Source organism: Brevibacterium ammoniilyticum, from assembly GCF_038429965.1.
Taxonomy (GTDB): domain Bacteria; phylum Actinomycetota; class Actinomycetes; order Actinomycetales; family Brevibacteriaceae; genus Brevibacterium; species Brevibacterium ammoniilyticum.
Genome location: NZ_BAABNP010000005.1, coordinates 226,679 through 251,130, shown reverse-complemented (window position 1 = coordinate 251,130; position 24,452 = coordinate 226,679). Strand labels below are relative to the sequence as shown.

Here is a 24,452-nt window from a genome sequence, read left to right as displayed (position 1 = left end):
ATGGCGAACAACGACGCACTCAAGCTCCACGATCTCCGTCCGGCCCCGGGCGCCAAGACCGCGAAGACCCGTGTGGGTCGCGGTGAGGGCTCGAAGGGCAAGACCGCCGGACGCGGAACCAAGGGCACGAAGGCCCGCTACCAGGTTCCGCACGGCTTCGAGGGCGGCCAGACGCCGATGCACATGCGTCTGCCGAAGCTGCGTGGGTTCAAGAACCCCGCGAAGGTGACCTTCCAGGTCGTCAACCTCGACAAGCTGTCGGCACTGTTCCCGGAAGGCGGCGACGTCACCGTCGCCGATCTGGTCGCCAAGGGCGCTGTGCGCCCGAAGCAGCCGGTCAAGGTTCTGGGCACGGGCGAGATCACTGTGGCGATCAACATCACCGCAGACAAGTTCTCGGGCTCCGCGCTCGAGAAGATCAAGGCTGCGGGCGGCAACGCCACCGAGGCCTGATCCGTTCGGCGCCCTGCGCTGAGTCGGACCACGGCTGAGAGGGGACGGTCACTTCGGTGACCGTCCCCTTCGTCGTCCCTGCGCACCCAGCCACCGCCTCGGCGGGCGAGCGGGGACACCATCGCCGAGGCGGCACCCGGCACCCGCGGAGACCCCGGTCACGGCGGGGCGGGGAAAACGGCGAGAAACCGGGGGAGAGGGGCCCGTCCGGTTTCGGTCTGGACCCTCGACCCTGGTAGTCTTTTGCAGGTATTTGTCTCATTCGCCAGGTCGTGACAGCGACCCTGACTTCCATCCCCCACTGAGGAGGACGCTTGATCGGCGCAATTCGGAGGGCCTTCACCACGCCTGACCTGAGGAACAAACTCCTCTTCACCCTGGGCATCATCGTCATCTTCCGACTGGGCTCGTTCATCCCCTCGCCCGGCATCGACTACACGAAGGTCCAGGAGTGCGTGGCCTCCCCTCAGCTGAACTCCGGCGGGTTCGCGATGATCAACCTCTTCAGCGGCGGCGCCCTGCTCCAACTGTCGATCTTCGCTCTCGGCATCATGCCCTACATCACGGCGAGCATCATCGTCCAGCTGCTGCGCGTCGTCATCCCGCGCTTCGAGGCCCTCCACAAGGAAGGCGCCTCCGGCCAGGCGAAGCTCACCCAGTACACGCGCTACCTCACGATCGGTCTCGCGGTCCTCAACTCGACGACACTGGTCGCCACCGTGGAGTCGGGTGCGCTCTTCGGCAACATCCAGGGCTGCACCGACCTCATCGTCAACAACGAATGGTGGGGTCTGGCGATCCTCGTCCTCACGCTCACGGCCGGCACCGGTCTGATCATGTGGCTCGGCGAGCAGATCACCGAGCACGGCGTCGGCAACGGCATGTCGATCCTCATCTTCACCTCCGTCGCCTCGGCGTTCCCCTCCTCGCTCGGGGCGATCCTCAGCGAGCAGGGCATCGACGTCTTCCTCATCGTCATCGCCGTCGGACTCGTCCTCGTCGCCCTCGTCGTCTTCGTCGAGCAGTCGCAGCGACGCATCCCCGTCCAGTACGCCAAGCGCATGGTCGGGCGCCGTATGTTCGGCGGCACGTCGACGTACATTCCGATCAAGGTCAACATGGCCGGCGTCATCCCGGTCATCTTCGCCTCCTCGGTCCTCTACCTGCCGAGCCTCATCGCTCAGTTCTTCGACCCGCAGACGGGCTGGGTCGAGTGGATCAACACGTACTTCACGCGCGGCGACCACCCGATCTACATCGCCGCCTACGCGGTGCTCGTCATCTTCTTCTCCTACTTCTACGTCGCGATCACCTTCAACCCGGAGGAAGTCGCGGACAACATGAAGAAGTACGGCGGCTTCATCCCCGGCATCCGCGCCGGCCGCCCCACCGCCGACTACCTGAGCTTCGTGCTCAGCCGGATCAACTTCCCCGGATCGCTCTACCTCGCGTTCGTCGCGCTCATCCCGCTCATCGCCCTGGTCCTCATCAACGCGAACCAGAACTTCCCGTTCGGCGGCACGTCGCTGCTCATCATCGTGGGAGTCGGCCTCGAGACGGTCAAGCAGATCGACGCCCAGATGCAGCAGCGCCACTACGAGGGCCTGCTGCGCTGATCCCGCGCCACCACGAGGGCCTGCGGCGCCGCACCGGCGTCGGTCACGGCCCTGGAAGCACAGACCGATCACGGTCTGGGAAGGACAGATATGAGTTCACGCATCATCCTCATCGGCCCGCCCGGAGCGGGCAAGGGCACCCAGGCGGCACGGCTGGCCGAGGCCCTGAACATCCCTGCGATCTCCACCGGTGACATCTTCCGCGCCAACGTCAAGGGGGAGACGGAGCTCGGCAAGCTCGCCAAGCGCTACATGGATGCCGGGGAGTACGTCCCCGACGAGGTGACGAACAAGATGGTCGCCGATCGTCTCAGCCAGGACGACGCCCGTGAGGGCTTCCTCCTCGACGGCTACCCGCGCACCGCTGCGCAGGTCGCCGAACTCGACCGGATGCTCGCCGAGGCGGGAACCGAGCTCTCCGCTGTCGTCGAGCTCACCGCCGACACCGACGAGGTCGTCGCCCGCCTGCTCGCGCGCGCCGAGAAGGAAGGCCGCAGCGACGACAACGAGGACGTCATCCGCCACCGCCTCGACGTCTACGCCGAGCAGACCCAGCCACTGACCGACATCTACCGCGACCGCGGTCTCCTGCGCGAGGTCGACGGCCTCGGCGAGGTCGCCGAGATCACCGACCGCATCCTCGCCGCCCTGCGATGATCTTCGGTCCGCGGATCGAGCTCAAGTCCCCCGCCGAGCTCGTGCGGATGCATCGGGCCGGCCTGGTCACCAGGGCGGCTCTCGATGCGGCCCGTGCAGCCGTGGTGCCGGGGGCCACGACCGCGGAGGTCGACGCGGCAGCCGAACGCGCGATCGCGGACGCCGGAGCGACGTCGAACTTCAAGGGCTATCAGGGGTTCCCCGCGGTCCTCTGCATCTCCGTCAACGAGGAGATCGTCCACGGGATCCCCGGGAAGCGTGTCCTTGAGCGCGGGGACCTCGTCTCCATCGACGGCGGGGCGATCGTCGAGGGATTCCACGGCGATTCCGCGTTCACGATGGTCGTCGGCGGGGACGACGCCGGCACCGAGGCGGACCGTGCACTTTCCCGTGCCACTGAAGGCGCGATGTGGGCGGGCATCGCGGCGTTCGCGACGGGGACGAAGGTGAGCGACATCGGGGACGCCATCGACGACTACGTCACCGAGACGGCGCCTGCGCTCGGCCTCGTCGAGGAGTTCACCGGGCACGGCATCGGCACGGCCATGCACATGGCACCCGAGGTGCTCAACTACCGGGCGAAGTCGAACGGCCCGAAGATCCGGCCCGGAATGTGCCTGGCCATCGAGCCGATGCTCACCGCCGGCAGCCCCGAGACTGTGACGCTCGCCGATGACTGGACCGTCGTCACGGCCGACGGTTCCCGGGCCAGCCACTGGGAGCACAGTGTCGCCCGGCACGCAGACGGGGTCTGGGTGCTCACCGCGGAAGACGGCGGCGCGGCCGGGCTCGCCCCGTACGGGATCGTGCCGGTGCCGCCGGCTGGCAGCTAACGCCCGCCGACTGCTAGCGACCGCATGCGGCCGGCACCCGAGGGCAACTGACGCCCGCCGGCCGCCGGCCGCCGGCCGCCGTGACGGCGCGGTGCCGGGCAGGGTGAGGGGAGGTCGGCGAGGACCGGATCAGGCGGCCGCGTCGACTCGGGTCCGCTTGCCGGCGGCAGCGTAGCCGAGGTAGCTGGCGACGAAGACGCCGGAGAACGTCATCGCCCCGAGCGCGAACATCCACGCGGCGGTGTCGAGGATCCCGGCTCCGACGATCTGGAAGATCGCGAACGCGAGGAACGTCGCGATTCCTCCGGCGATTGCGGCGGTCGTGCGGGCCTGGTGGTAGGTGCGCAGGGTCTGGGTGTGCTTCTCATCGTCCATGACTGACCTCTCTTCACATCGGCGCAGGTGGGGAAGCGTTCCGAGCAGGGGGAACATCCCCGGATCCGCGGGGGCTGACTGCCTGCTCTCAAGGTACGATCAGGCTGTGGGCCGAGTCCAAGATGTCACGAAACGGAGCTCAGATGTGGGCGATCGCTACCGGCTGACCAGGATCACCTTCGACGTGATCTCCGTCTTCGGGTGTCTGCGTGCCAGCGCCGTGCCCGGTCCGATCATCGTGCGCATCCTCGCCGACCACGGGTATTCGGCCTCAAGCGTGCACAACCAGCTCACCCGCATGGTCCAGCGCGAACTCGTCAGCGCCGAGCGCCGAGGCCGGGTGACCCTCTACCGTCTGCGCGAACGCATCCTCTCCCAGTTCCACGACATCGGCGGAGAGCGGACGGCGCCGGAGTTCGACGGGCATTTCCACGCCGCGATCTACACGATCCCTGAGGCCTCCCGCCAGCTGCGCGACCGCTTCCAGTACTCGGCGCGGATGCTCGGGTACCGGCAGCTGCGGTCGGGTCTGCTCATCGGCTTCCACGACCATGCCCGTGCTCTCGTCGCGCAGCTGCCGGAGATGACGAACGGCGGCTGGTACGAGTTCACGCGCCTCGTCCCTGACGACCTCGAGTCCGCGAAACGGCTGACGGCCATCGCCTTCGACCTCGACTGTGCACGCACGGAGATCGAGACCCTCGAGGCCGAACTCGCGCTCCTCGCCGGAGAACAGGGCAGACCGGGCACCGGGCTGCCGGAGCTGCCGATCGGCCGGTTCTTCGACCTCTACTTCCGGGTCGGTCGCGCGGTGATGGAGAATCCGCTGCTGCCTGTCGACCTCGTCGGCGAGGAGCAGCCGTCACAGCGGTTCCGGGCCGTCATGGACCGCTGCAACCTCGAGTACTACCTCCGCTACGACCAGCAGGTCCGGGAGGCTGCGGCGGAGAGCCCCTCCTATGACCTCGTCGACTGGCTGCCCGAGGGCTGATCCGGGCCGATCCCTCAGCCGTCGGTGCCTCGACCCTTGTTGACCCCGCCCCGCGGCCTCAGCTGTCTGCGCCTCAGCCCTTCGTCGCGGCGGCGATGCGCTCGACCGCCTCGCGCAGGAGGGGGCGGGGGAGGGCGAAGTTGAGGCGCACGTGTCCGGCCCCGACCTCTCCGCACAGTCGGCCCTCGGTGAGCGCGACCTTCGCCGTCTCGGTGAAGTGCTTCGTGAGGTGGTCGTCGAAACCGTAGCCGCGCATGTCGAGCCACGCGAGATAGGTGCCCTCCGGGGGCAGGAAGGGGATGTTCGGCAGCTCCGCCGAGAGGAGTTCGGTGAGGAGGTCGCGGTTGCCGGCCAGGTACGCGGTGATCTCAGCGAGCCACTCACCGCCGCGGGTGTAGGCGGCCGTCGTCGCAAGAATCCCGGGATTCGACGCCGCCTGGGAGACGAACAGTCCGCGTCGCTTCCACTCCGCGCGGTCCTCCGGTGAGGTGAGGATGAGCTGAGCGCACTTGAGGCCGGGGATGTTGAAGGCCTTCGAGGCGGCGGTCGCCGTGACCGTGTGGGCGGCGGTGGTCTCGCTCAGACTCGCGTAGGGGACGTGGCGCGCCGGTTCATAGACGAGCGGAGCGTGGATCTCGTCGGAGAACACACGGGCACCGTTGGCTTCGACCACCTCCGCCAGCGCCGTGAGTTCGGACTCCGTGTAGACCTTGCCGATGGGATTGTGCGGGTTGCACAGGACGAGGATGGCACCGGGGCACAGCGCGGCGTCGATGGCCTCGAGGTCGACCGACCATCCGGTCTCGGTGCGCAGCATCGGCACTTCGATGAGCTCGCGACCGGTCACCCTGGCGACGTCGAAGAACGGCATGTACGCAGGGGTGGGGAGGACGATCGGCGTCCCTGCGGGGGTGAGGAGGTCGAGGACGGCGATGAACGCGGCGATGACGTCGCTCGCCGGTTCGACGTGCGCGGCGGGGAACCGCCAGCCGTAGCGTTCGGCACAGAAGTCGGCCGTCGCCTCTCGGAGATCGGCGACGATCTGCGCCGGCGCATAGCCGAAGAGGTCGCGCTCATCGATCTCCGTCAGCGCCTCCCGGACGACGGGAGCGACCCCGAAGTCCATCTCCGCGATGAACGCACCGAGGCTGCCGGGGTAGGTCGACCACTTCCGCCCGCCCTTCGCGACGAGCGATTCCTCGGTGATGGCGTCCAGATCGTCCATGGTCCCTGCTCTCCCCTCGATGATGGCCACCTCACTCACGCTAGCAGTCGACCCACCGGCCGCGATCGTCCGTCCGACATGCTCCGTCACAGCCGCGACCGCCTCGGCGAGAGCCCGGCAACTGTGACCACGGTCACGAAACGATAACGAAAAACTTGAAAAGTTCCTGACCGTTATCTGTGCGTTACGATGACGAGCATGACCCGAATCACATTGAGAGGGTCTTCGCGTGTCCTGGGAGCGTCGATCATCGGCGCTTCTCTGCTGTTCGCGGGGGCTCTGCCCGCCGCGGCCGCCGGTCCCGCGGAGTCACCCGCAGAGTCCATCCAGAAGCCCGCAGCCGACGAAGCGACAGACGTCGACGAGCTCGAGATCGTCCTCGGCACCGACGCCGAGGTGACCGCCTCGACCTCGCTCGTCATCCCCGTCACCGTCCGCGCCTCCGATGCAGCGACGACGCTGCGCATCGTCCACGCGGCGAACAACGAAGCCGTCGCAGGCACGGACGCCGTCGTCCCCGCTGGATCCGGCACCGTCGAGACCGAACTCGACGGATCGGGACTGACCCCCGGCACCTACATCGTCAAGTCGGACGACGGGCTGAAGACGAGCGAGGACTTCACGGTCGTCGCTGACGAGACCGCAGCACCGACACCGACCGACGACCCGACGCAGACTCCGACCGAGTCGCCCAGTCCGAGCGGCGAGCCGACGGAAGAGCCCAGCGAGGACGCGAATCAGGCCGGTGAACTCGACGAGTACTACCCGCAGCTGGCGAAGGAGCTCTTCCGCCAGGACGACGGCACCTACCGCATCCCCGACCCGAAGGGCGGCGGCAAGGGCGCGGGCAACATCCCCGCGGGCCTGAAGAAGTACTACAACCAGAAGGTCGACCTCAGCGCCGAGAACTGCGGCAAGCTCGGCTACCCCGACTACACCGAGCGCATCGGACGCACCCCGGTCTGCGGCTACCTCATCGCTCCCATCGACGCGAAGGATCCTGCCGCCGGCAACGTCGCCATCGCGATGATGAAGGTCCCCTCCGGCAAGATGGTCGACGGGAAGTTCGTCAAGACCACCCCGCAGGGCACCGTCGCCTGGAACCCGGGCGGACCGGGCGGTTCGGGCATGACGCTCGGCGTCGCCGGTGCACTCTTCGAACCCGACCTCGCAGCGAACTTCGACCTCGTCGGCTTCGACCCGCGTGGCACGGGCGGCTCGATGCCCTTCTCCCAGTGCTCGACCGATGAGCAGATCGACGCCGACCGCGCCGAGGACGCGTGGGCCGGTGACCGCGAGGACGCCGAGGACATCCTCAACGACCAGGCGGAGAGATTCGCCGGTGACTGCATCGAGAACACCGGCAAGCTCTTCGACCTCGGTGAGGGAGGCCAGGAGAACCTCATGAAGCACCTGGGGACGTGGGACGCCGTCGGCGACCTCGACCTCATCCGTTCGACGAGCGGCGACGACAAGCTCGACTTCATCGGCTTCTCCTACGGGACCCGGCTCGGGTACGTCTATGCGCAGAAGTTCGGCGACAGCGTCGGCCGGCTCGTCCTCGACGGCGCCGTCGACCCCGGCAACGTCTCCGCGTACAAGGCTCTCAAGGACATCAACAAGGACCCCCAGGCCTACCTCGACGCCGACGGCAAGCTCGTGAGCAAGGCCGACGCCGAAGAGGACGCCGACGACTCGGTCAAGCAGATCGCCGGCTTCCAGGACACCTTCGAACAGTTCGCGCTCGACTGCTCGGCCAAGGGCACCGAGGGCAGGACGTGGGGCGAGACCTACCCGAACCTCGAGTACCCTGACCGGCTCGCCGACCTCAAGAACGCACCGTTCACCTGCGCCCTCGGCGACGGGATCACCGACAGGGCGGAACTCACCACGGCCGTGCAGGGGATCCTCCGCTCCCTCGAAGGCAAACCGCTGCCGGCGGGATCCGAAGGCGATGACCGCGAGGTCACCTTCGGCGATGCCCGCACCGGCGTCATCCAGGCCCTCTACTCCGAGGACCTCTGGGCGCAGCTCGCGCTCGGGCTCACCGAACTCAAGGCCGGAGAGACCGCCGGGGTGCTCATGACGCTCGCCGATTCGTACAACTCCCGCGACGAGACCGGCCACTACGACCCGATGCTCCAGGCGTTCACGAACATCCGCTGCACGGATGAGAACAGCTACGGGAACAAGCCGGACATCGAGGAGCTGCGCGACCTGGCCAAGCGCTACGACGAAGCCGGACCGTTCCAGGCGGCGTCGGTCTCGCCGGGCGTCTACGACTACTGCGATTTCTGGAAGTTCAAGGGCACCCTGCCCAAGCCGGAGAAGCTCACCGCGGTGCCGAACATCCTCGTCGTCTCGACCTCCCACGACTCGGCGACCCCGTACGCCTCGGGCGTCAAGCTCGCCCGCACGATCGACGGCAGCCTGCTCTCGGTCTCCGGTGCCTCGCACACCTCGTACATGTCGCGGGACGAGAACAAGGCGTGCACGGACCAGACGGTCAACGAGTTCCTCTCCGCAGGCACATTGCCCAAGGTCGGGGACTTCGGACCCAAGCTGCCGACACCGGACACCGCGGTCGATGACCGCGGGGAGACGATCACCCTGCCCAACCGGTGCCGGATGGACACGTTCCGCGCCGATGACTTCTCGCTCGAGAAGGAGAAGGTCGCAGCAGGGGAGAGCGTCATCGCCTCGGTCAAGCACCAGGCCTCGGAAGCCGACTACACCGTCGCCTTCGAGACCGGAGGCACGCTCGGCACGCTGACGACCGACAACGGCGGCAACGCCGTGAGCAAGGTCGTCGTCCCGAAGAAGGCGAAGCCGGGCACCTACGTCGTCCAGCTCCTCGACGCGAAGGGCAAGACCGTGGCGAACACGACGCTCACCGTCGTCGGCGACGACGACGGCAAGGGCGGCAAGGGCGCCGACGGAGGCAAGGACTCCGACGGCGGCAAGGACTCCGACGGCGGCAACGGCTCCGGTGGCGGCGATGACGAGAACCCGAAGGGCGGCGGGGACGCCCCCGGCGCGGGCAGCGGCGGATCCGGCAGCGGATCCGGCGGAAGCCTCCCGCGCACCGGTGCCGACATCTGGCCCCTGCTCGCGGGAGCGCTCGCCCTGCTCACCGCCGGTGGAGTCGTCTACCGGATGACGCGCGGAAAGGGCGCGAAGCACTGAGCTCGGGCCGGGCTCGGCGGCCCTGACCGTCGGGCCTGACACCACCGGTCGAGCACTGCAGGCGGCCGGGAGCGGATCTCACCACCGTTCCCGGCCGCCTCGGCGTCTGCGGTACTCGGCTAGCATCGATGCGGACCGAGGATATGAGGAGGGGAACGTGGCGAGCACGTTCGTGCGCAATCAGTGGGCGCTGTGTCTGGCGCAGCTCTTCGCCGGCATCGGCGTGGCCACCGGGTTCGCCGTCGGCGGCATCCTCGCCGAACAGCTCACCGGTCGCACCGAACTCGCCGGGTTCGCGCAGACGGCCTCGATCCTCGGCGCAGGACTGCTCGCTCTGCCGCTCGCGCGTCTCGCGCAGGTGCGCAATCGCCGCTGGGCGCTCGCCGTCGGCTATGGACTCGCCCTCACCGGAGCGCTCCTCATCGTCGTGGCCATCCTCGCGGGCATCGCCCTGCTCTTCTTCGTCGGTATGGGCTTCTTCGGGTCCGCGACCGCCTCGGGCCTGCAGAGCCGGTACGCGGCCACCGACTCCGCGCCTGAGCAGCTCAAGGGTCGAGCGATGTCGATCGTCGTGTGGGCGACGACCGTCGGGTCGGTCCTCGGACCCAACCTCGCCGAACCCGGTTCCCGGCTCGGGCGCTCGCTCGGCATCGACCCCTTCGCCGGTCCCTTCCTCATCGCCGTCGGCGGATACCTCCTCTCCTTCGTCTGCGTCCTCTTCCTCCGGACCCCGCGCTCCGATCGACCCGGCGTCGGGGCGGACCGGATCGTCGCCGCCCCGACGGCCCCTCGCAGAGGCGGCACCTGGGCGGCCGTGCGCCGATCCCCGGGTGCGCTCCTCGGTCTCCTCTCCGTCGTCAGCGGGCACATGATCATGGTCGTGACGATGGTGATGACCCCGGTCCACATGGACCATCACGGGTTCGGCCTCGGGCTCATCGGCGTGACGATCGCCGGGCACATCTTCGGCATGTACGGACTCTCTCCGGTCTTCGGCTACCTCACCGACCGGTTCGCTCCCGGACGCGTCATCCTCCTCGGGCAGGTGCTCTTCGCCGCCGCGCTCATCCTCGGCTTCATCGACGCGGCAGGCGAGTCCTCCTTCGTCCGGCTCTCCCTCGCGCTCTTCCTCCTCGGACTCGGGTGGTCGGCGTGCCTCATCGCCGGCTCGACCCTGCTCACCCAGGAGATCGACCCGGCGCATCGGATCCCCGTGCAGGGACTCTCGGATGCGGGGATGAACCTCGGAGCGGCCGCGGTCGCCGCACTCGCCGGTCCGCTGCTCTCACTCGGCGGCTTCGCATGGGTCACCGTGCTCGGCTTCCTCGTCCTCGCCGTCGCCGTGGCCATGGGGATCCGCACCGGCTACGGGGCACGCGCCCGCGGGTGAGTGCCCCGCCCCGGCGAGGGACTCGGGGCCGGACGATGGTCGGGCAGCGCCGCCTCGGCGAGGGAGCGGGGTGCGCGGAACGGACGTGGGCATCGCTTCGGGGCACCGCCTCGGCGGGGTGACGGGGTGTGAGGAACGGACGTGACGCCGATCCGGCGGGCCGCCTCGGCGAGGGGAGCCGGGATTGTAGGGGAAGTCACGCGCGGAATCCAGGACCGCCTGGAAGATCTTCGGATCGTGGTGTAGAGTAGATGATTGGTCTGTTCTCACTCAACTCATCCATTCACGGTTGTGGGCGGCGTCACGCCATCCACAGCCTTTCATGTGGTGGGGGAGGGCCGGAGCAGTCTGTGGGGATCGTCGGTGCCGACCGACGATCGACGATTACGTCGAACGCGAAGGTTTCGCGGGAATACGAGGTTAGCGAACGATATGGCCAAAAAAGAAGGGGTCATTGAGATCGAGGGCACCGTTGTCGAAGCTCTCCCGAACGCATCGTTCCGGGTCGAGCTGAGCAACGGGCACAAGGTGCTCGCGCACATCTCAGGGAAGATGCGGCAGCACTACATCCGAATCCTGCCCGAGGACCGAGTCATCGTGGAGCTGTCTCCTTACGATCTCTCGCGTGGACGAATCGTTTACCGCTACAAGTAAGGATCTTCGATCATTCGCGCCGGATTCCCTGGGAAGGGAGACCGGCCGAGAGAAGGAAAAACGATGAAGGTTAAGCCCAGCGTCAAGAAGATCTGCGAGAAGTGCCAGGTGACCCGCCGTCACGGTCGAGTCATGGTGATCTGCTCCAACCCGCGCCACAAGCAGCGTCAGGGCTGAGCAGCTCTTCGAGCAGAGGGAGCCCCGAGACGGGGCTGCCAGCAGCACCACACCCACGCAGACCTCGCCCCCTGCGCATGCCGGACCGGCATGAGCAGGACGATACCTTCGGTCGGGGGCCGAGGACCTCAGGTCACTGAGGACAGGTCTGCATCAGCACCTCCGAAACATCAACAGGAGTAAGAACCTATGGCACGTCTTGCCGGAGTCGACATCCCGCGCGAAAAGCGCGTGGAGGTCGCCCTGACATACATCTATGGTGTGGGCCGCACGCGTGCGCGCCAGACCCTGACGGAAACCGGGATCAACCCCGACACCCGTGTGAAGGACCTGAGCGACGCCGAGCTCGTTCAGCTGCGTGACTACATCGAGGGCACGTTCCAGGTCGAGGGTGACCTCCGCCGTGAGGTCGCCGCCGACATCCGCCGCAAGGTGGAGATCGGCAGCTACGAAGGCCTGCGCCACCGCCGCGGTCTCCCGGTTCGCGGACAGCGGACCAAGACCAATGCGCGCACCCGCAAGGGACCGAAGCGCACCGTGGCCGGTAAGAAGAAGTAACATGCTCACCCGGTTGACCGGCGTCAACCACCTCGATCAGGAGTAAAACCTATGCCTCCCAAGTCACGCGCCGCTTCAGCGCGCAAGCCTCGCCGCAAGATCAAGAAGAATATCGTTGCCGGCCAGGCGCACATCAAGTCCACCTTCAACAACACCATCGTGTCGATCACCGATCCGACCGGTGCTGTCATCTCCTGGGCCTCCTCCGGTGAGGTCGGCTTCAAGGGCTCGCGCAAGTCGACGCCCTACGCCGCTCAGATGGCTGCGGAATCCGCCGCCCGCCGCGCGCAGGAACACGGCCTGAAGAAGGTCGACGTCTTCGTCAAGGGACCGGGCTCGGGCCGCGAGACCGCGATCCGCTCCCTGCAGGCCGCCGGCCTGGAACTGGGCACCATCCAGGATGTCACCCCGGTTCCGTTCAACGGCTGCCGTCCGCCCAAGCGCCGCCGCGGCTGACCCTTTCCGTGGAACTGCCGCAGGCGACGGGCCGTTTTGTGCCCGCCGCCTGAGGCAGAACGGATTCATCGCATAAACCGAACCGTTCTTCATGGCCTGCGGCCATGACGTGCAGTGCGAACGTCATATAGCGGATGTTCGCTGAAAGGAAGCCCACGTGCTCATTGCACAGCGCCCAACACTCACGGAAGAAGTCGTCTCCGACAACCGCTCCAGGTTCGCCATCGAGCCCCTCGAGCCCGGATTCGGCTACACCCTCGGCAACTCGCTTCGTCGCACCCTGCTGTCGTCGATTCCGGGAGCCGCCGTCACCTCGATCCGGATCGACGGCGTCCTCCACGAGTTCAGCACCGTCCCCGGCGTGAAGGAGGATGTCACCGAATTCATCCTCAACCTCAAGTCGCTGGTCGTGTCGTCTGAATTCGACGAGCCTGTCGTTGCGTACCTGCGCAAGCAGGGCCCTGGCACCGTGACCGCTGCCGATGTCTCCGCTCCCGCCGGAGTCGAGATCCACAACCCGGACCTGCACATCGCCACGCTCAATGGCGAAGGCCGTCTGGACATGGAGCTCACCATCGAACGCGGACGCGGCTACGTGTCGAGCGCCCAGAACAAGAACGCCGATGCCGAGATCGGCCGGATCCCGGTCGACTCGATCTACTCGCCCGTTCTCAAGGTCACCTACAAGGTCGAGGCCACTCGTGTCGAGCAGCGCACCGACTTCGATCGTCTCGTCCTCGATGTCGAGACCAAGCCGTCGATGACTCCGCGCGACGCCATCGCGTCCGCGGGCAAGACGCTCGTCGAGCTCTTCGGCCTCGCCCGTGAGCTCAACGTCGAAGCCGAAGGCATCGAGATCGGCCCGTCGCCGGTCGACGCCGCTCTCGCCGCCGATCTGGCTCTGGCGATCGAAGACCTCGATCTGACCGTGCGCTCCTACAACTGCCTCAAGCGTGAGGGCATCCACACCGTCGGCGAGCTCGTTGCCCGCAGCGAAGCCGACCTCATGGATATCCGCAACTTTGGTTCGAAGTCGATCGACGAGGTCAAGGCCAAGCTCAACGAGCTGGGTCTGAGCCTCAAGGACAGTCCTGCCGGGTTCGAATCCGGTCTCGCGGAAGAGGACCAGTCCTACGTCGAAGACGAACAGTACTGATCAAGACCTAGGAGTTTTCCACTATGCCTACCCCAACGAAGGGTCCCCGCCTCGGCGGATCGCCCACCCACGAGCGTCTCATGCTCAACAACCTGGCAGCCCAGCTGTTCGAGCACAAGCGCATCACGACGACCGTGACGAAGGCCAAGCGCCTCCGCCCGGTGGCCGAGCGCCTCATCACCGCTGCGAAGAAGGGCGACCTCGCCGCCCGTCGTCGCGTGCTCGCGCAGATCAACGACAAGTCGATCGTCCACGAGCTCTTCACGACGATCGCCGAGACCATGGCCGAGCGTCCCGGCGGCTACACCCGCATCACGAAGATCGGGCCCCGCAACGGCGACAACGCGCCGATGGCCGTCATCGAGCTCGTCCTCGAGCCGTACTCGCCGAAGCAGGCCACGGTGAAGGAGGCCGAGCAGGCCACCGCCGCCGCTGCCGACGAGACCGTCGTCTCCGATGACGTCACCGTCACCGAGGATGCCGACGGCGACGTCGTCGTCGACGAGGTCGAGGTCACCGAGGACGCCGAAGGCAACATCGAGGTCGACGAGACCGTCGAGACCGTCGACCCCGAGGCCGGCAAGGACAAGTGACTCTGATCTAGAGTCGGACTGTTCCGACACCGCAGGCGGGCACCCACTGGGTGTCCGCCTGCGGTGCATTCACGGGGCTGCGCGCCCGTGGCTGCTCGATCCACGCGTGGCTCGGTTTCCGCGTCGCCCAAGACGCGGATTTCCGCGCAAGTGTGGATCGAGCGAAAGGGGCTCCGCCAGACCGTGCTCGATCCACGCCTGGCTGGGTTTCCGCGGGTTCGACGAACCGGCCCTCTCTCGATCCACGCGGGGTACGAAATCCGCGTCGCCAGGGACGCGGATCTCCGCGCAACTGTGGATCGAGCAGGGGGAGGGCGAGACCTCGTCCGTTCCACGCATGGCCGTGCTCGATCCACGCGTGGCCGGGTTTCCGCGGGTTCGACGAACCGCGCCGTACTCGATCCACGCGGGGCTCGATTTCCGCGTCGCGCCCGACGCGGATTTCCGCGCAACTGTGGATCGAGCAGGGGGAGGGCGAGACGTCGTCCGTTCCACGCATGGCCGGGCTTGATCCACGCGGGGCTGGGTTTCCGCGGGTTCGACGAACCGCGCTGTACTCGATCCACGCGAGGCTTGAATTCCGCGTCGCCCGGGACGCGGATTTCCGTGCAGCTGTGGATCGAGCGAAAGGGGCTCCTCCAGACCGTACTCGATCCACGCGTGGCCCGGTTTCCGCGGGTTCGCCGAACCGCGCCGTACTCGGTTTCCGCGGGGTCGGGAAGAGAAGCGGCCCGCCACCCCGGTGAGGGGGAGGCGGGCCGATCAGTTCGGGAGCGCCGAGGTGATCACCTGACCTTCGAGAGCTCCACGCCTTCGTCGAACTCGGCGTCGATCTCCGGGTTCGGCTTGTAGGTGGCGAGGCTGACGACGATCGCGACGATGAGGTTGATCGCGAAGCCGGGGATGATCTCGTAGATCGAATCGGTCAGCTGCGTGTTGAGCTGACCCCACACGAAGGCGACGACGGCGCCGGAGATCAGCCCGAAGAGCGCGCCCCAGTTCGTCAGCTTCTTCCAGAACAGGGTGAGCAGGACGATCGGTCCGAACGAGGCGCCGAAGCCCGCCCACGCGAAGGCGACGAGGTCGAGGATGCTGTTCGACGGCGAGACCGCGAGCAGCACCGCGATGACGGCGACGACGAGGACGCCGAGGCGGCCGAGGAGCACATAGGTCTTGTCCGCGAGCGTCCGCGTCGACCCGGCCCGCTTCGCGACGATCTTGAAGAGGTCCTCGACGAGCGCCGAGGAGGTGACGACGAGCTGCGAGGAGATCGTCGACATGATCGCGGCGAGCACCGCGGCGAGCACGAGACCGGCGATGAAGGGGTGGAAGAGGATCTGCGCGAGGTCGAGGAAGACCGTCTCCGGGTCCGTGGGCGCCTGATCCTTGTGCTGGGAGAAGTACGAGATGCCGACGATGGCCGTGGCGATCGCGCCGGCCGCCGAGATCGCCATCCAGCCCACGCCGATGCGCCTGGCGACGGTGGCGTCGGCCGGGGTGCGCAGCGCCATGAAGCGGACGATGATGTGGGGCTGACCGAAGTAGCCGAGCCCCCACGCGAGCGAGGAGATGACCGCGAGGTAGGTGCCGCCGGCCCAGAACGGACCGGAGCCGAAGAGGCTGAGCAGGCTCGGGTCGATGTCGCGGACGTTGGCGATGACCTCGGCCGGGCCCCCGGCGTTGATGACGGCGACGATGGGCACAGCGATGAGGGCGGCGAACATGAGCAGACCCTGCGCGACGTCGGTCAGGGTCGCGCCGAGGAAGCCGCCGAAGAGCGTGTAGACCATGGTGATCGCTGCGACGATGAGCATGCCCGCGAGGTAGTTGAGGCCGAAGCTCGACTCGAAGAACTTGCCGGCCGCGACCATGCCGGAGGAGACGTAGAAGGTGAAGAACACGAGGATGATGAGCCCGCAGACGATGCGCAGCAGATGCGTGCGGTCCTGGAGACGCTGTTCGAAGAAGCTGGGGATGGTGATCGAGTCACCCGCGGTCTCCGTGAACGCGCGCAGCCGGGGGGCGACGAACTTCCAGTTCACCCAGGCCCCGACGGTCAGACCGATCGCGATCCACGCCTCGACGAGGCCGGAGAGGTAGATGGCGCCGGGCAGGCCCATGAGCAGCCAGCCCGACATGTCGGAGGCGCCGGCGCTCAGCGCTGCGACGCTCGGTCGCAGACCGCGGCCCGCGAGCATGTAATCGTCGAGGTTGTCCTTGGTCTTCCGGTACGCGAACCAGCCGATCGCGAGCATCCCCGCGAAGTAGAGGATGATGGCGATGGTGCGGAACGTTGTCTCCGACATGATGTTTCGTCTCCTTTGATCAGCACCGGAGACTTTACAGTAAAGCAAGCGCAAGGTGTGAATACCTTGGGAGAACCGTTAGAACACTGGAATGAAGTCACGATCGTGCCGTATAGCGGGTGACCTCGGTCCGGTGATCGGCCTCAGGTCCTCCGCCGAGGTGAGCGGGGCACCCGTGTCGTCGACCGACCCACCGAGAACGTCGCAAGCGGACGCCGATGCTCACCCTCGCCGAGGTGGTCGCGGAGGAGCGCGTGCGTGTCCGGGCAGTCCTTGATCTCCGAATGGACGTCGACACGCAGACCTGCCCGATCGAGCAGCAGCCACGTGCGCAGCAGTGCGCGACCGAGGTCGAGTTCACGGGCGGCGTCGGGCTCCCCGGTCTCGGTGACGGCGAGGACGAGATGGTGTGGCGCCCCGGTGGGCAGGTCCGCGTCAGCAGTGTCGGGGCCCGGTCGCATGCGGTGCAGCCATCCTGCCGGTGCCAGTGCCGCCGAGAGCACTCGGGCGATGCCGGGTCGCAGACGTCTGCGGTTGAGCAGGGCGGCAGCACGAGCCGCCGCGGGAGGGATCCGCAGGCATTCGGCATTGAGGCCGTCCTCCCGATAGGCAGGATCGGCCGGGTCGAAGCGCAGCCAGTCCAGAGTCTCGGCGAAGACCGGCGCGGTCGACAGCGACCAGTGCTCGGCCGCCCGGAGCAGCCCTGTCCACCTGCCGTCGGGGATCTCGACGAGTCGGGCACCGGAGGCCGCGAGTGCCGTGTTCGCCGTCTTCAGAGCGTCGGCGAACGCGGTCTCGTCTCGGGCCAGCGGCCCGCGGTCGACCTGCCGGTGCTCGAGATCGGCGACCGTGAACTGAGGCTGCCCGGGTGAACCTCGGCCCGCCTCCAGTCGGCCCACGTGCAGTCCGACCCGGAGATCCGGCCCCCAGCCGTCGACGGCAGCGACCTCGACGGTCAGTCCCTCCTCGGCGGCGGCGATCGAGAGCGCCTCGACCCAGCAGCCGAGCGAGAGGTGGAGGTCCTCGGACCGTGGGTCGCCGACGGGCAGGGTGCGGTCGGGGTCGACGGTGAGGACCACCTCGGCGCGGGCGGCATCCTCGGCGATCACGGTGACAGTGGGCACCCACGGCTGAGTGTTGTGGGCCGAGGGCGCCCGCCCAGCCGTTCGGAAAAGGGAGGCGAGGCGCTCGGTGTCGACGGTCACCGGTGAGGCCTGTGCCACCGGACCACCTGCCGTCGTTCGCGCCACCGGAGCACCTGCCGTCGTCTGGGCGGGCGCGGGCTCGTCCTCGCCGAGGCGGCGGTCGAGGAAGCACAATCCGTGCAGCGGTGTGCCCCCGGCCTTTGAGAAGACCGCAGCCGAGGCTGGGTTGTCCTCGGCGATGAACGTCACCCGCAGCCGCCGGTAGCCTCCCGCCGCGAGCGCCGAGTACACCTCGCGGGTGACCAGCGAGAGCAGACCCTGGCCTTGGAAGCGCGGCTCCGTGCCCTGGATGATGAGCACCGCGTCGCGCAGCCGTGACCGGTGGCGCAGGAGATCCCCGATCGCCGCAGGCCCGAGGCGGCCGCCGTGACGGCGCAGCACCGGCACGGGATCGGGGATGACGAGGGCGAAGCAGCGGGTGGGAGCGTCGTCGTCCTCATCGGCGCCGACGACGTCGACGATGAGGGACGGATCGGCCAGTGCCGAGAGTCCTGCCATCTGCGCGTGCAGCTGCGCGGGGGAGATCTGCGTGAAGTAGGGCAGGGCGGCGAAGGAGGAGTTGAGCGTCGGCAGCAGACGGGCGGCGAAGGCCCGCATGCGCAGCCGGGACACGGGACGGCGGCGCAGACCCCGTTCGGCCCATTCGGCAGGGCTGACCGCGGTCGCGCGGGCGTGGGGGATCCGGTCGACGCGCACCTCCCACGTCTGCGCCGGACCCCACGGTGAGAAGCCGGCGTCGGCGAAGCCGCTGGCGACGAACGCCGGGTTCCACGCAGTGTCGAAGAACCCGGGGTGCTCGAAGCCCGCCGTGACGAGGCCGCCGGTGACATTGGGCAGAGGGGAGACCGGACCGAAGACCCGGGTGGCGCCGAGCGCTTGGGCCCGGGAGAGGATGAGGGCGATGATCTCCTCGAGCACAGAGCCGTCGAGGGCTTCGAGAGCACCGAAGAAGAGAGTCTGCGGTGCCTGCGCTCCCGGACCGTCGCACAGCCGCTCGGCGAGGAGACGCGAACGGTGGCACATCACCCGGCCCACGGCCGCACCGGAGTCGTCGGTGAGGAGCCAGAGTTCGACCTCCTCGGCGAACCAGCCGGACCCCGAGGACCAGTCGGCGATGTCGGAGGCGAAGAGGGGAACGACCTGGTCGGACTCCCCGCGGAGGTCTGCGATGCGGGCGGTGAGGCGGATGAAGTCACGCAGTTCGGGCTTCGTCGTGACCCGGTAAGTCCTCAGGCGCGCCCGGGAGGTCGGATCCTCGGGACGCGCCTCCTGCCCGCTCACTCCTCGCTCGTCGGGGTGAAGTTCTCGATCATGCCCAGCCGGCCGTCCTCGGCGCGGAACTCGCCGTTCGTGTATCCCCACTCGTCGGCGGTGAGGATGCGGATGAACCCGCCGCGGGCCGGGGAGGACTCACCGTCACCAATGAGCCAGCGCATGATCGTCACGTGTTCGGGGGTGCGGGCGAAGCGCATGAGGTCGTCGCGGGTGGCGAAGGCGACGAAGAGGCCGATCCGGTCGGGGAACTCAAAGTAGCTGCGATGCCACAGGTATCCGGGTGCCCGGCGCAGCGCCTTGGCCAGCGGCGGCCAGCGGCGCAGCTGGCCGAGCATGTGGAGGGGAGACCGGTAGCGGTTGGCGCCGAGGAAGTACGCGCCGGCCTGAGCCTGCGGCGGGGCGAGTGAGAAGTCATTCGATCGCATGGGTCTCCTCTTTCGATGCGGCGGGATCCGACGGTGCGGCGGTCTCTGACGGTGCGGCGGGTCTGGTCTGGAGGTAGACGTTCTTGATCTTCGTCGACGCCTCGGCGAAGGGCCCGGTCCCGAAGTCGTGGACTTCGATCTCGAGTTCCGCGGTCGTCGGATCCTCCTTCATGCTCTGCGCGAAGTCACGCGAGACCGAGGCGAGGTGGCCGAGCACCCCGGCCCGGATCGTCTCGGCGAGCTCGGCCCGGTCGGCGTCGTCGAGCGCCGGCGCGGTCTCGCGCAGCTGGATGTGCAGGGCCGGCCGGTGCTCGTGGTCGGGGAGTTCGCGCAGCTCGATCCGGAAGGACTCGATGAGGTGGGCGCGCGGGTTGTCCCGGTAGAGGCCGTTCTCGATGTCGAGGGGGTAGATGTTCGCGCCCATGTACGAGATCGTCGAATCGGCGCGTCCGAAGAGGAGGACGAAGGGCAGCTTCATCCCGTTGCCGGCGAACGCCCGGGAGCACTCGCGGGCCAGCTCCGGATGCCGGCGGGTGAGGCCGACCATCGTCGGGAAGTCGATGAGCTTCGCCTCGTCGCCGATGTTGTAGCGCAGCCGGGGGCTCATCACCGCGGCCGAGTTGATCGTCGCGACGAGCTCGCCGTCCTCGGTCGTCTCGAGGTACGTCTCGAGCGGGTTGTACTGGAAGACCATGGGCACACGGGACTCGTCGGGTCCGAGCACCTCGGCGCGGAAGTCGAGATCATGAGCGAGCGCCCGGCGGATGACGACGGAGAGGTCGGACTCCCCGGCCATGCCGATCGTCAGGTCGGAGGCTCCGTAGCCGGAGTAGACCCGGTCGAAGCGCTGCTCGAGGTAGTCGCGCAGACCCTCCGTCATCGCCTCCCCGCCGACGAAGCCGTTGAGCCGGTAGTCGTCCCACACCCCGGGCTCTGAGTCCATGCGGTCGACGAGGTGTTTGAGGAACGGGGGATAGGCGCTGATGAGGTACGTGTGGCCGGGTCCGAAATGACGCATCGTGTCGAGGATCTTCTCGAGGTCGGGTCCGGTGTTCTTGACCATCGCGACCTTCGCCATCGCCAGGCCCGTGTTCGTCCCCGTCGCCCATGCGCCCATCGAGAAGGCGTTGATGCAGAAGAGGTCGGCGTCGCCGAAGAGCATCGTCACGTAGCCGGCGACGTTCTTGTGGACGGTGTCGAGCTCCCGCTTCGAGCGCATCCAGTTGAACGGGGTGCCCGAGGAGCCCGAGGATTCGTCGACGACCGTGCCGACGCGGTCGATCCGCCCGCCCCAGCAGCGGTGCTCCTCCGAGTACTTCCGGACGAAGTCGTCCTTCGACGTCGGCGTGTACGCCTCCAAGTCCCACCACGTGAACGTGTAGCCGGTGCGGGCGAGGTAGTCCTGGTAGGCGGGGACGTCGAGGGAGGCCTGCTGGCAGATCATCCACGCGTTCAGCCGGGCGAAGGGTTCGAGCTTCGGTGAGTAGCGGCGGGCCGTGAAGCGCCAGATCGCCGGGTGCATCCGGTAGGTGCCGTAGGCGGCGGTGAGCCCGAGGTTCGCGGTGCGCAGCAGCGCCTGCCGGGCGAGGTTGATGGGTCCGCGCGGGATCGGCAGGCGGCGCAGGCCTGTGGGCTGAGTCTCACTCATAGTGCGACAGTAGCCCAGCCTCGGCCCGGGCGTGAGAGTTCTGCGGGTTTTGTGCCAGAACCGCATCAGAGCGCCGAGGTGGTTGTCAGTCGAAGACGACCGTGCGGTGGCCGTCCATGAGGACCCGGCCCTCGGCGTGCCAGCGCACGGCCCGGGCGAGCACCGCGGCCTCGACGTCCTGTCCTTGGGCGACGTAGTCGGCGGTGCTGTGGTTGTGATCGACCCGGATCGTGTCCTGTTCGATGATCGGACCCTCGTCGAGGTCGGAGGTGACGTAGTGGGCGGTGGCTCCGATGATCTTCACACCCCGGGCGTGGGCCTGATGGTAAGGGCGGGCGCCCTTGAAGCTCGGGAGGAACGAATGGTGGATGTTGATGACCCGACCTTCGAGGGCCGCGCAGAGGTCGGGGGAGAGGATCTGCATGTAGCGGGCGAGGACGATGAGCTCGACGTCCAAGTCGGTGACCAGCGAACGCAGCTGCGCCTCGGCGGTCTCCTTCGTCTCCGGGGTGATGGGGATGTGGTGGAAGTCGTGGCCGTGGAACTCCGCGAGCGGCCGCAACACCTCGTGGTTGCCCGCCACCCCGACGATGTCGATGGGCAGGCGGCCGGTGCTCTGCTGGAAGAGCAGCGTGTTGAGGCAGTGCGCGGCCGTCGAGACGAGGACGAGGGTGCGTGTGCGGGACTCAGCGGGCTGGAGGCGCAGCTCGATGGCGAACCGGTCGACCGCCTCGGCGAGGGAGGAGCCGAGGTCGTCCGGGCCCACCGAATCCGGGGCGGTGAGTTCGAGGCGGAGGAAGAACTGGTGCGAATCGGGCGAGGAGAACTGCTGGGATCCGGTGATGTTCGCCCCGATCCCGGCCAGCGCGCCGGTCACGGCGTAGACGATTCCGGTCGCATCGGGGCAGGTCACTGACAGTATCCAGTCTCGGGTCATGACCGCGATCCTAGCGGGGTGGGCCCGCAGCGCCCCACCGGTGTCCGGGATCCGGCAGGCGGGCGGCCTGCCTCGACCCTGGACAACGCTGTTAGCATTGCCTCGGAATGCGCGTGGGCTGGATCCGCGCCGCCGGTCCTCGACGCCACAGGAGTGCACATGTCCGACACCTCGCTGCAGGCTTCGCTTGCAGACATCGACCCGCAGATCGCCGAAGTCCTCGACCTCGAGTTGGGCAGGCAGCGTTCGACGCTGGAGATGATCGCCTCGGAGAACTTCGTTCCCCGTGCGGTCCTCGAAGCGCAGGGGTCGGTGCTGACGAACAAGTACGCGGAAGGGTACCCGGGCAAGCGCTACTACGGCGGCTGCGAGTTCGTCGACATCGCCGAGAACCTGGCGATCGACCGGGCCAAGAGCCTCTTCGGCGCCGAGTACGCGAACGTCCAGCCGCACTCGGGCGCCTCGGCCAATGCCGCGGTCATGCATGCGCTCGCCCGCGCCGGGGACAAGATGCTCGGGCTCTCGCTCGCCCACGGCGGTCACCTCACCCACGGGATGAAGATCAACTTCTCCGGCCGTCTCTACGACGTCGCCTCCTACGAGGTGGACCCTGATTCGTACCGCATCGACATGGATCAGGTGCGTGAGCGGGCGCTGACGCACCGTCCCGAGGTCATCGTCGCCGGCTGGTCGGCCTACCCGCGTCAGCTCGACTTCCAGGCGTTCCGCGAGATCGCCGACGAGGTCGGAGCGAAGCTGTGGGTCGACATGGCCCACTTCGCCGGTCTCGTCGCCGCCGGCCTCCACCCCAACCCGGTCCCGTTCGCCGATGTCGTCTCCTCGACGGTGCACAAGACGATCGGCGGACCCCGGTCGGGCTTCATCCTCGGCAAGGAGGAGTACGCGAAGAAGCTCAACTCCGCGGTCTTCCCCGGTCAGCAGGGAGGCCCGCTCATGCATGTCATCGCCGCGAAGGCCGTGGCGTTCAAGCTCGCGGCCACCGCCGAGTTCAAGGACCGTCAGGAGCGCACCCTGCGCGGTGCGCAGATCCTCGCCGACCGTCTCCTCGAAGCCGATGTCGCCGAGGCGGGAGCCACCGTGCTCACCGGCGGCACCGACGTCCACCTCGTCCTCGTCGACCTGCGCAACTCCACGCTCGACGGGCAGCAGGCCGAGGACCTCCTCCACGAGGTCGGCATCACCGTCAACCGCAACGCCGTGCCCTTCGACCCGCGCCCGCCCATGGTCACCTCGGGACTGCGCATCGGCACCCCGGCGCTCGCGACCCGCGGCTTCGGCGACGCCGAGTTCACCGAGGTCGCCGACGTCATCGCCGAGGCGCTCAAGCCCGGGGCGAACGTCGACGCGCTCGCCGCTCGGGTGAAGAAGCTCAGCGACGACTTCCCGCTCTACGAAGGGCTGGAGCAGTACTGATGAGCGCACAGATCCTCGACGGCCGGGCTGCGGCTGCGGCGATGAAGGACGAGATGCGAGCCCAGGTGGCCGATCTCGCCTCCCGGGGGATCGTGCCGGGCCTCGGCACGGTCCTCGTCGGTGACGATCCGGGTTCGAAGTGGTACGTCGCCGGCAAGCACCGCGACTGCGCCGAGGTGGGGATCGAGTCGATCCGCCGCGACCTGCCCGAATCGGTGACGCAGGACGAGCTCGAAGAGGTCATCGATGAGCTCAACGCCGACGATGCGTGCACCGGCTACATCGTGCAGCTGCCGCTGCCGAAGCACATCGACACCGATGCGATCCTCGAGCGGATCGACCCGGCCAAGGACGCCGACGGCCTCCACCCGACGAACCTCGGTCGGCTCATGCTCAACGTCAACCGACCGATCACGACGCCCCTGCCGTGCACCCCGCGCGGGGTCATCGAGCTCATGCTGCGCAACGGCATCGAGCTGGACGGCAAGCATGTCGTCGTCATCGGCCGAGGGGTCACCGTGGGGCGGTCGATCGGCTCCCTGCTCACGCGCCGGGAGTACAACGCGACGGTCACCCTCACCCACACGGGCACGACGAACCTGCCCGAGCTGCTGCGCCAAGCCGATGTCATCGTCGCCGCCGCAGGTGCCCCGCGCATCGTCCGGCCCGAGGACGTCAAACCGGGTGCGATCGTCCTCGACGTCGGCGTCTCCCGGGAGGAGGACCCGGAGACGGGGAAGTCGAGGATCGTCGGCGACGTCGATCCCGGTGTCGCCGAGGTGGCCGCCTGGATCTCACCCAACCCCGGCGGGGTGGGTCCGATGACCCGCGCCCTGCTGCTCAAGAACGTCGTCGACATGGCCGAGCGCTCCGCGCAATGACGCACTGAATCGCAGCGCCAG

The 24,452-nt window shown here is 67.9% G+C and carries 22 protein-coding genes; 15 read left to right on the top strand and 7 right to left on the bottom strand.

Annotated elements, in window-relative coordinates; genetic code table 11:
• The 4 genes from rplO (at nt 1) to map (ending at nt 3,559) form a co-directional block, all read left to right on the top strand.
• Nucleotides 1-453, top strand: coding sequence for a 50S ribosomal protein L15 (rplO, locus tag AAHA49_RS08125; protein ID WP_009379220.1), 453 nt, complete (start codon nt 1-3; stop codon nt 451-453).
• Between the two features lie 314 nt (nt 454-767).
• Nucleotides 768-2,069: a preprotein translocase subunit SecY gene (gene secY, locus AAHA49_RS08120; protein WP_009379221.1), complete on the top strand. Its 1,302-nt coding sequence runs from the start codon at nt 768-770 to the stop codon at nt 2,067-2,069.
• A 90-nt stretch (nt 2,070-2,159) separates the two neighbouring features.
• Complete coding sequence (locus AAHA49_RS08115; protein WP_095376707.1) at nt 2,160-2,726, top strand: adenylate kinase; 567 nt, start codon at nt 2,160-2,162, stop codon at nt 2,724-2,726.
• Nucleotides 2,723-3,559, top strand: coding sequence for a type I methionyl aminopeptidase (gene map, locus AAHA49_RS08110; RefSeq protein ID WP_095376706.1), 837 nt, complete (start codon nt 2,723-2,725; stop codon nt 3,557-3,559). The genes AAHA49_RS08115 and map overlap by 4 nt, the downstream gene beginning before the upstream one ends.
• 129 nt (nt 3,560-3,688) lie before the next feature.
• Here map and AAHA49_RS08105 read toward each other — a convergent pair whose 3' ends face one another.
• A complete protein-coding gene (locus AAHA49_RS08105) occupies nt 3,689-3,934 on the bottom strand; it encodes a hypothetical protein (protein WP_009379229.1) in 246 nt (81 codons plus the stop codon).
• A gap of 145 nt (nt 3,935-4,079) precedes the next feature.
• Between AAHA49_RS08105 and AAHA49_RS08100 the strand changes: the two genes are divergently transcribed.
• On the top strand, nt 4,080-4,925 hold the full coding sequence (locus AAHA49_RS08100; RefSeq protein WP_095376705.1) for a PaaX family transcriptional regulator: 846 nt from the start codon (nt 4,080-4,082) through the stop codon (nt 4,923-4,925).
• Nucleotides 4,926-4,998: 73 nt separating this feature from the next.
• Here the strand turns inward: AAHA49_RS08100 and AAHA49_RS08095 are convergent, their stop codons facing one another.
• The gene (locus tag AAHA49_RS08095; RefSeq protein ID WP_095376704.1) at nt 4,999-6,150 is read right to left on the bottom strand and encodes a MalY/PatB family protein; all 1,152 of its coding nucleotides are present in this window, start codon (nt 6,148-6,150) and stop codon (nt 4,999-5,001) included.
• Between the two features lie 198 nt (nt 6,151-6,348).
• Between AAHA49_RS08095 and AAHA49_RS08090 the strand changes: the two genes are divergently transcribed.
• The 8 genes from AAHA49_RS08090 (at nt 6,349) to rplQ (ending at nt 14,320) form a co-directional block, all read left to right on the top strand.
• Nucleotides 6,349-9,336, top strand: a complete 2,988-nt coding sequence (locus AAHA49_RS08090) for an alpha/beta fold hydrolase (RefSeq protein ID WP_063249163.1) — start codon at nt 6,349-6,351, stop codon at nt 9,334-9,336.
• A gap of 157 nt (nt 9,337-9,493) precedes the next feature.
• A complete protein-coding gene (locus tag AAHA49_RS08085) occupies nt 9,494-10,726 on the top strand; it encodes an MFS transporter (RefSeq protein WP_063249162.1) in 1,233 nt (410 codons plus the stop codon).
• Between the two features lie 432 nt (nt 10,727-11,158).
• Complete coding sequence (infA, locus tag AAHA49_RS08080) at nt 11,159-11,380, top strand: translation initiation factor IF-1 (protein WP_009379245.1); 222 nt, start codon at nt 11,159-11,161, stop codon at nt 11,378-11,380.
• A gap of 63 nt (nt 11,381-11,443) precedes the next feature.
• A complete protein-coding gene (gene rpmJ / locus AAHA49_RS08075) occupies nt 11,444-11,557 on the top strand; it encodes a 50S ribosomal protein L36 (protein ID WP_009379247.1) in 114 nt (37 codons plus the stop codon).
• 189 nt (nt 11,558-11,746) lie between these two features.
• On the top strand, nt 11,747-12,115 hold the full coding sequence (rpsM, locus tag AAHA49_RS08070) for a 30S ribosomal protein S13 (protein ID WP_009379249.1): 369 nt from the start codon (nt 11,747-11,749) through the stop codon (nt 12,113-12,115).
• A 51-nt stretch (nt 12,116-12,166) separates the two neighbouring features.
• Nucleotides 12,167-12,571: a 30S ribosomal protein S11 gene (gene rpsK / locus AAHA49_RS08065; protein WP_009379251.1), complete on the top strand. Its 405-nt coding sequence runs from the start codon at nt 12,167-12,169 to the stop codon at nt 12,569-12,571.
• A 157-nt stretch (nt 12,572-12,728) separates the two neighbouring features.
• On the top strand, nt 12,729-13,727 hold the full coding sequence (locus AAHA49_RS08060; protein ID WP_009379253.1) for a DNA-directed RNA polymerase subunit alpha: 999 nt from the start codon (nt 12,729-12,731) through the stop codon (nt 13,725-13,727).
• Between the two features lie 23 nt (nt 13,728-13,750).
• On the top strand, nt 13,751-14,320 hold the full coding sequence (rplQ, locus tag AAHA49_RS08055) for a 50S ribosomal protein L17 (protein WP_339393190.1): 570 nt from the start codon (nt 13,751-13,753) through the stop codon (nt 14,318-14,320).
• Nucleotides 14,321-15,105: 785 nt separating this feature from the next.
• On the opposite strand, the gene putP is transcribed toward rplQ, so the two are convergent.
• The 5 genes from putP to purU all read right to left on the bottom strand — a co-directional run bounded on the left by putP (nt 15,106) and on the right by purU (nt 22,116).
• The gene (gene putP, locus AAHA49_RS08050) at nt 15,106-16,626 is read right to left on the bottom strand and encodes a sodium/proline symporter PutP (protein WP_339393189.1); all 1,521 of its coding nucleotides are present in this window, start codon (nt 16,624-16,626) and stop codon (nt 15,106-15,108) included.
• Nucleotides 16,627-16,769: 143 nt separating this feature from the next.
• Entirely contained in the window at nt 16,770-19,112 is a 2,343-nt protein-coding gene (locus AAHA49_RS08045) for a nitroreductase family protein (protein WP_339393188.1), read from the bottom strand.
• Nucleotides 19,109-19,531: a hypothetical protein gene (locus AAHA49_RS08040; RefSeq protein ID WP_339393187.1), complete on the bottom strand. Its 423-nt coding sequence runs from the start codon at nt 19,529-19,531 to the stop codon at nt 19,109-19,111. Before AAHA49_RS08040 ends, AAHA49_RS08045 begins: the two co-directional genes overlap by 4 nt.
• A complete protein-coding gene (locus AAHA49_RS08035; protein WP_339393186.1) occupies nt 19,518-21,179 on the bottom strand; it encodes a phenylacetate--CoA ligase family protein in 1,662 nt (553 codons plus the stop codon). Before AAHA49_RS08035 ends, AAHA49_RS08040 begins: the two co-directional genes overlap by 14 nt.
• 85 nt (nt 21,180-21,264) lie before the next feature.
• Nucleotides 21,265-22,116, bottom strand: coding sequence for a formyltetrahydrofolate deformylase (gene purU / locus AAHA49_RS08030; RefSeq protein ID WP_339393185.1), 852 nt, complete (start codon nt 22,114-22,116; stop codon nt 21,265-21,267).
• Nucleotides 22,117-22,275: 159 nt separating this feature from the next.
• On the opposite strand from purU, the gene glyA reads away from it, so the two are divergent.
• Together glyA and AAHA49_RS08020 are read left to right on the top strand one after the other, a co-directional pair.
• Nucleotides 22,276-23,550, top strand: coding sequence for a serine hydroxymethyltransferase (gene glyA, locus AAHA49_RS08025; RefSeq protein ID WP_342037917.1), 1,275 nt, complete (start codon nt 22,276-22,278; stop codon nt 23,548-23,550).
• Complete coding sequence (locus tag AAHA49_RS08020; RefSeq protein ID WP_342037916.1) at nt 23,550-24,431, top strand: bifunctional methylenetetrahydrofolate dehydrogenase/methenyltetrahydrofolate cyclohydrolase; 882 nt, start codon at nt 23,550-23,552, stop codon at nt 24,429-24,431. Before glyA ends, AAHA49_RS08020 begins: the two co-directional genes overlap by 1 nt.
• The last annotated feature ends 21 nt before the right edge of the window (nt 24,432-24,452 follow it).